Origin of the sequence: Marinomonas ushuaiensis DSM 15871 (assembly GCF_000521805.1) — a bacterium.
GTDB classification, from domain to species: Bacteria; Pseudomonadota; Gammaproteobacteria; order Pseudomonadales; family Marinomonadaceae; genus Marinomonas; species Marinomonas ushuaiensis.
In genome coordinates, this window is sequence record NZ_JAMB01000011.1 from 102,706 (window position 1) to 110,461 (window position 7,756).

Here is a 7,756-nt window from a genome sequence, read left to right on the forward strand (position 1 = left end):
GTTTAGTATTCGTCTTTTGGGGACATTGCGTATTTAATTTCATCAAAGTTAAACCCTCTGTATTGAAGGTAGCGCGACTGTTTACCTTTTTCTTTGAAATCTTTGGTGGCTTCTTCGCCAAACCTCCTTTCTTTTAATTGTTTTGCCAGTTCAAACCAATCTGCCTCAGCATTATTTACCGCTTCTTTTGCTAGAGTACTATTTACGCCTTTTTGTATCAGCTCTTGTAGAATGCGGTTAGCCCCAAGCGGTTTGCTTATTCTACTTCTGACAAAAATTTCCGCGAAGCGTTCATCGTTAAGGTAATTGATTTCCTGAAGTCGTTCTATTGTTGATGCTATCTCTTCTTCAGTATGGCCTTTAACTTTTAGCTTGTTGGCGAGTTCTTTTGTCGCATGTTCTCTATGGCTTAGTAATGACAAGGCTTGGTCGAAAATAGAGAATGTTTGCCTCTTCATATTTAATCCTTTGGCGTTTTTTGATGTTGCTATTTTAGCAATTGAATTACGCACTTACATTTATTTTATATAAATCTATATTTTTTTATTTTTGTGGTTTTTTATTCTAACATATCTAAATAAATAAGATGATAAAACTAAATATCTTATGTGAATATAGGTGATATGACTTTTACATAATTTTGGAGCGTTGTTATGCGTATTTGCGTGCTAGGGGCTGGTGTTGTTGGTCTTACTTCTGCGTACTATTTGGCTAAAAAGGGGTATCAGGTGACGGTGGTTGATCGTCAGGCTGGAGTAGCACTAGAGACAAGCTTTGCTAATGCTGGGCAAATCTCTCCAGGCTACTCTGCACCTTGGGCTGCGCCAGGCGTTCCTTTAAAAGCTGTTAAATGGTTAATGCAAAAGCACGCTCCATTAAGAATTAGTGCAGAACCTGAGCTTAAGAAAATAGAATGGATGATTAAGATGTTGGGCCAGTGTACGAATGGTGCCTACAACACAAATAAATCCAGAATGATGATGTTGGCGGAATATAGCAGAGATCAATTTATTGAGCTGAGAAAAGATATCGGTATTCAGTATCAAGATGGTCAAGGTGGTACGTTGCAATTGTTCAGAAAGGCAGAGCAGGTTGACGCTGCTGAAAAAGACATCAAGGTACTTAAAGCGTTGGGTGTGCCTCATGAGTTGTTGACGCCTGAACAGATCGCACAAGTTGAACCAGGGTTAAGTTCGGTGATTGACAAGTTTCAAGGCGGTTTGCGTCTTACTGGTGATGAAACAGGCGACTGTTATTTGTTTTGTCAGTCTCTTAAGAAAACGTGTGAAGAGCTGGGTGTTGTCTTCCAATTTAATTCGGACATTAAATCTTTGAGTGTTAAATCGAATAAGATTGAAGGCGTTGTGACTCAATTGGGTCTTCAAGAATTTGATAAAGTTTTGGTTTGTTTAGGTAGTTATTCAAAAGAGTTGTTAAAAGCCTGTGATATTGATATTCCGGTTTACCCTGTAAAAGGCTATTCATTGACTGTGCCTATTTCTGATACTAACTATGCTCCAATTTCTACCGTTATGGATGAAACATACAAAGTAGCTGTTACGCGTCTTGGTGATCGTATTCGATCTGCAGGAACGGCAGAGTTGGCGGGTTATAATTTAGATCTTCCTAAGTCTAGAACGGAAACCATTAGCCATGTCGTAGGTGATTTGTTTGGTCAGGGTTGTGATTTGGCTGAAGCGGAATATTGGACAGGATTACGTCCGATGACACCCGATGGAACGCCAGTTGTTGGTGCGAGTGGTATTGGTGGTTTGTATTTGAATACAGGGCATGGAACATTAGGTTGGACAATGAGTTGTGGTTCTGCAGCGGTGATTGCAGATATCATAGCAGGCGATAAAACAGGTATTGATTCTCAAGATCTATCTGTTGAACGTTATAAGAAGTAAGGATTAGAAATGGCAAGACCACTAACCGCAACGATAGATCTTAATGCGATTTTACAAAACTATCGTTATGCGAAAAAACTTCAGCCAACTTGCAAAGCGTTTGCTGTTGTTAAAAGTAATGCTTATGGGCACGGTGCCATTGAAGTTGCTCAACACCTTGATGATGAAGTCGATGCTTTTGCTGTTGCGGCAATCGAAGAGGCGATAGCTCTTCGTGATTCGAATGTTACTTCTTCTGTCATGATGCTCGAAGGGGTTTTTGAAGCGGATGAATGGGCTTTGTGCGAACAGCATGGTTTTTGGGCAGCAATAGAAAACGACATTCAGCTTGAATGGTTGTTTGCTAGCAAGGCAAAGATTGAAAAGATTTTTGTCAAACTTGATACTGGTATGCGACGTTTGGGCGTCGACAAAGATGGCGCGCAAGTGCTGGTGGAAAAACTAAAAGCAAGTGGTCAAGTTGATGAAGTGTTGTTGATGACTCATTTTGCTTGTGCTGATGATTTGTCTGATATTACGACTATGGAGCAGTTAACGTATTTTGAACGGACTCGTCATGCGATTGGTGGAATTGAAGCAAGTGTTGCGAACTCTGCAGCCATTATGAAGTGGTCTGTTCCTGAAGGTGGGTGGATTCGTCCAGGAATTATGCTCTATGGTATTTCACCTTTTGCAGAATTGACGGGTCAACAGCTAGGCTTGGTTCCTGCAATGACTTTGTCATCGAAAGTTATTTCTGTACGTTCCTTAAAAGAGGGAGACAAGGTTGGTTACGGTTTATCTTACGTGGCAACGGAAGGTCATCAATTGGCAACGGTTGCCGTTGGCTATGGTGATGGTTATCCTCGCCATGCACAAGGTGGAACGCCGCTTAAAATAAATGGCATGCCTGCTGTTTTGGCTGGGCGAGTTTCGATGGACATGATTACAGTGAAATTGGCAAACTCAGATCAACAGCTTGAGATTGGTCAAGAGGTTGTTTTATGGGGAGAAGGTGTTCCTGTAGAAGAGGTGGCTGATTTTGCCAGTACAATCGGTTATGAGTTGGTGACAAGAATGACTTCTCGCCCTCATTATTGTTATCAAACTCTTCACGAAATTAAATAATAATTCTTTATAAAGCCTCGATTCATTAGGAAAAGAGGCTTTAGTTTAAGAATTGTACAAAATAACCTTAAATTCCTACGGTTTCTTTTGAAAACACCTATCCTTTGAGTGTACTATTTTGTGCTTTTCGTTGCACAGAATTGGCTCTTGTTAATATGCCGTTCACGCAATTCCATTCGTCCTGACAAATAGAGATAGAGACGCACCTTATTATGAAGAGTTCTGAGTTACGCCAGTCATTTTTATCGTATTTCGAAAGTAAGCAGCATCAGATTGTAGAATCTAGCTCTCTGATTCCTGGTAATGATCCAACCTTGCTGTTTACAAACGCCGGGATGGTTCAGTTTAAGGATGTGTTTTTAGGTGAAGATCAGCGTCCCTACACGCGTGCAACGACGTCTCAGCGTTGTGTTCGTGCGGGCGGTAAACACAATGATCTTGAGAATGTTGGTTACACGGCGCGGCACCATACTTTCTTTGAAATGTTGGGTAACTTCAGCTTTGGCGATTACTTTAAAAAAGAAGCCATTACTTATGCTTGGGAGTTTCTAACAGATGTTTTGAAACTACCAAAAGAGAAGCTTCTTGTGACTGTTTATGCAGACGACGATGAAGCTTTTGATTTTTGGCATGAAATGATTGGTGTGCCGAAAGAAAAAATCATTCGTATAGGTGATAACAAAGGCGGTCGTTACCAGTCAGATAATTTCTGGGCGATGGGTGATACCGGCCCTTGTGGTCCTTGTTCTGAAGTGTTTTACGATCATGGTGAACATATTTGGGGCGGGCCTCCAGGTTCACCTGAAGAAGATGGCGACCGTTTTATCGAAATCTGGAATGTCGTTTTCATGCAGTTTAACCGTTCTGTTGACGGCACTATGGCGCCTTTGCCTAAGCCTTCTGTCGATACTGGTATGGGGCTAGAGCGAATTGCTGCCATTTTGCAAAATGTGCACAGTAACTACGAAATCGATTTGTTCCAAAATTTAATCGCAGCTTCTGCAAAAGCGGTTGGTACAGATGATCTAGCTTCTCAGTCATTAAAAGTAATTGCCGATCATATTCGTTCATGTTCTTTCATGATTGTGGATGGTGTGATTCCGTCAAACGAAGGCCGTGGTTATGTATTGCGTCGTATTATTCGTCGTGCGGTTCGTCACGGTAATAAGTTGGGGCAAAAAGGAGTCTTCTTTCATAAGTTGGTGGAAGCGCTTGATATTGAAATGGGGGATGCGTATCCAGAATTACGTAAGCTTAAAGATCGTGTGACCTCTATACTTCTAAAAGAAGAAGAACAATTTGCTAAGACCCTTGATCAAGGTATGAAAATCCTTGAGGAAGCGATTTCTCAGCTAGGTGATAAAAAAATCATCCCTGGCGAAACCGTTTTCAAGCTGTATGACACTTTTGGTTTTCCAGCGGATTTAACCAATGATGTTGCTCGTGAAAATAATCTTGAGATAGATGAAGTCGGTTTTGATAAAGCCATGGAAGAGCAGCGAAATCGTGCGCGTTCTGCGAGTAACTTCTCAATGGATATGTCTGGCGGCATCACGATTGATAGCGTAACTGAATTCACTGGTTACGATAATTTAAATGCTCAGTGTGAAGTTGAATCTATTTTAGTTGACGGTGTTGCTGTCGATTCTATTGAAGCTGGTCAGTTTGCTGCTGTTGTTTTGAAAAGCACGCCTTTCTATGGTGAATCAGGTGGTCAAGTTGGTGACAAGGGCTGGTTGCGTGGAACAGGTGCTTTTAAAGTGTCGAATACTACGAAGCAAGCAAAAGCCCATTTACATCAGGGTGAATTAAAAGAAGGTCGTCTTTCTGTTGGTGGTTTGGTTACTGGCGAAGTCGATCGCTCTTTGCGCATGGCAACAACTCTAAATCACTCTGCCACGCATTTAATGCACGAAGCCCTTCGTCGTATTCTGGGTGATCATGTGACTCAGAAAGGGTCTTTAGTAGATCCTGAACGTTTACGTTTTGATTTCTCTCATTTTGAAGGTGTAACGCCAGCTGAGATTGAGCAGATTGAAGACATGGTGAATGAGCAGATTCGTTTGAATCGCCCTGTTGAAACTGACCTTATGGATGTTGAATCCGCAAAGGCCAAAGGCGCGATGGCATTGTTTGGTGAAAAGTACGACAGTGAAGTCCGTGTCCTAACAATGGGTGCGGATTATTCTATTGAGCTTTGTGGTGGTACGCATGTTAAGCGTACAGGTGATATAGGTTTGTTCAAAATAGTTGCTGAAAGCGGTATTGCTGCTGGTGTGCGTCGAATTGAGGCGTTAACGGGTAAAGCGGCAATTGACAGTGTTCGTCATATTGAATCTTTACTTGGCGGTGTTGCAGGCTTGGTTAAAGGCAATAAAGAAAACGCTTTCGATAAAGTGATTGCTTTGAATGATCATGCTCGTAGTTTGCAAAAAGAATTAGACTTTTTGAAAGGTAAAATGGCCGCGCTTGCAGGTGCTGATTTGGCGTCTCAGGCTGTCGATATTGAAGGCGGTAAGCTATTGGTTGCTCAGGTTGATGTGGCAGATCCAAAAGAGTTACGTGATTTGCTGGATGAGCTGAAAAGTAAGTTAGAGTCTGCAGTTGTTTTATTAGCTTCAGTTCATGACGGTAAAGTGAGCCTTATTGCCGGTGTGACAAAAGAGTTAACGAAGAAAGTAAAAGCAGGCGATCTTATTAAGATGGTTGCGCCTTTGGTTGAGGGTAAGGGCGGTGGTCGACCAGATATGGCTCAAGCGGGTGGTAATAATCCAGATGGCTTGCCAGAAGCGCTTGCTTTAGTTCCTGATTGGGTTGCTGAAAGAGTTTAACTTGACCAGCTCTAATTGAGCTTTGATTTAGGTAATAGATAGATTATGGCGTTGTTAGTTCAAAAATATGGTGGCACTTCTGTTGGTACGGTTGAGCGTATTGAAGCTGTTGCGGATAGGGTGTTTAAACATAAACAGCAGGGCGATGATATCGTTGTTGTTGTATCTGCCATGAGTGGCGAGACAAACAAGCTAATTGATCTTGCGAAAAGTGTGACGACTTCACCAAGTGCTCGAGAGATGGATGTTTTGCTGTCGACGGGTGAGCAAGTAACCATCGCTCTATTGTCTATGGCGTTGATGAGGCGCGGTCTTGACGCACGCTCTTATACTGGGTCGCAAATTCGTATTACGACTGATAACGCTCATGGTAAAGCTCGTATTCAGAAAATAGATACCGAAGCAATGAGGGCTGATTTGGATGCTGGTCGAGTTATTGTGGCGGCAGGTTTTCAGGGAGCGGATGAGTTTGGCAATATTACAACGTTAGGCCGAGGTGGCTCTGATACAACAGGGGTTGCTTTGGCGGCAGCTTTAAAAGCGGATGAGTGTCAGATTTATACAGACGTTGACGGTGTTTATACAACAGATCCTCGTGTTGTCGACAGTGCGCGACGTTTAGATAAAATTACTTTCGAAGAGATGTTGGAAATGGCGAGCTTAGGCTCAAAAATATTACAAATTCGTTCAGTGGAGTTTGCTGGTAAATATCAAGTGCCATTAAGGGTGTTGTCGAGTTTTGTTGAAGGTGAAGGCACGTTAATTACGACTGAGGGGAATAAAAGTATGGAACAGCCAGCTGTTTCTGGTATTGCGTTCAATAGAGATGAAGCAAAATTAACATTGAAAGGTGTTCCTGATCTTCCTGGGATCGCTTCGCGCATTCTAGGGCCTATTAGTGATGCTAATATTGAAGTCGATATGATCGTTCAGAATATATCTTCTGTAGATGGCACAACGGACTTTACTTTTACTGTGCATCGTAATGAATATGATCAGGCTTTATCTACGCTTAATAGTATCTCTGAAGAGTTGGGCGCTACTGAAGTGCTTTCCGATGCTAAGATAGCGAAGGTATCCATTGTGGGTGTGGGTATGCGTTCACATGCAGGTGTGGCGAGTAGTATGTTTAGAGCTCTTGCAGCGGAGTCTATAAATATCCAACTTATTTCTACATCGGAAATTAAAGTGTCTGTGATTATTGATGAGAAATATATGGAATTGGCCGTTCGTGCGTTACATTCCGCCTTTAAGTTGGGTGATTGTGTAAATGATGTGAGCGAGACGTAACAATTGGACACATAAAATCCTGTCTTTGGAGATGGTTTAATATATATTCAGAAGCTATAATTGATTTTGTAGGAATTGCCCTACATAGCATGTAGGGCAATTCATCTAAATAAATGTTGGAAGCTATTTCAGGGAAAATATTATTATGCTTATTTTAACTCGTCGTGTTGGTGAAACATTAATGGTTGGTGATGAAGTATCTGTCACCGTATTGGGTGTGAAAGGTAATCAAGTTCGTATAGGTATTAATGCACCTAAAGATGTTTCTGTTCATCGTGAAGAAATTTATCTTCGTATTCAGAAAGAGCAAGACGGACAAGATACCGAAGAGTAATTTTTTTAAAAAAAATCTCAAAAAGTCTTTACATGTTTTTTTGGCAGTATATACTACGCCGCACTTGTTTGGAGAGTTGGCCGAGTGGCCGAAGGCGCTCCCCTGCTAAGGGAGTATGGGGTGAAACTCATCGAGGGTTCGAATCCCTCACTCTCCGCCATTCAAGTATGTCTTTATCAGAAGCTATCCTTTCTGAGTAAAAAAGACTGGAATTATCGTTATGCACCCGTAGCTCAGCTGGATAGAGTACTCGGCTACGAACCGAGCGGTCAGAGGTTCGAATC

General features: G+C 41.8%; 6 protein-coding genes and 1 tRNA gene. 6 read left to right on the forward strand and 1 reads right to left on the reverse strand.

The annotated features are described in order from the left end of the window. Positions 1 to 2 precede the first annotated feature (2 nt). Complete coding sequence (locus MUS1_RS12365; RefSeq protein ID WP_036163048.1) at positions 3 to 458, reverse strand: regulatory protein RecX; 456 nt, start codon at positions 456 to 458, stop codon at positions 3 to 5. Between the two features lie 195 nt (positions 459 to 653). Here MUS1_RS12365 and MUS1_RS12370 point away from each other — a divergent pair, with 195 nt between their 5' ends. The 6 genes from MUS1_RS12370 to MUS1_RS12395 all read left to right on the forward strand — a co-directional run bounded on the left by MUS1_RS12370 (position 654) and on the right by MUS1_RS12395 (position 7,632). Next, complete coding sequence (locus MUS1_RS12370; protein WP_036163049.1) at positions 654 to 1,910, forward strand: D-amino acid dehydrogenase; 1,257 nt, start codon at positions 654 to 656, stop codon at positions 1,908 to 1,910. A 9-nt stretch (positions 1,911 to 1,919) separates the two neighbouring features. Then, positions 1,920 to 3,017 carry an alanine racemase gene (gene alr / locus MUS1_RS12375; RefSeq protein WP_036163050.1) on the forward strand — a complete coding sequence of 366 codons (1,098 nt, stop codon included), beginning with the start codon at positions 1,920 to 1,922 and terminating at the stop codon, positions 3,015 to 3,017. Between the two features lie 212 nt (positions 3,018 to 3,229). Continuing rightward, complete coding sequence (gene alaS, locus MUS1_RS12380; protein ID WP_036163051.1) at positions 3,230 to 5,848, forward strand: alanine--tRNA ligase; 2,619 nt, start codon at positions 3,230 to 3,232, stop codon at positions 5,846 to 5,848. Between the two features lie 45 nt (positions 5,849 to 5,893). Next, complete coding sequence (locus MUS1_RS12385; protein WP_036163052.1) at positions 5,894 to 7,138, forward strand: aspartate kinase; 1,245 nt, start codon at positions 5,894 to 5,896, stop codon at positions 7,136 to 7,138. A 145-nt stretch (positions 7,139 to 7,283) separates the two neighbouring features. After that, complete coding sequence (gene csrA / locus MUS1_RS12390; RefSeq protein ID WP_036163053.1) at positions 7,284 to 7,472, forward strand: carbon storage regulator CsrA; 189 nt, start codon at positions 7,284 to 7,286, stop codon at positions 7,470 to 7,472. Positions 7,473 to 7,542: 70 nt separating this feature from the next. Further along, positions 7,543 to 7,632 (forward strand) — tRNA-Ser (locus MUS1_RS12395). Positions 7,633 to 7,756 lie beyond the last annotated feature (124 nt).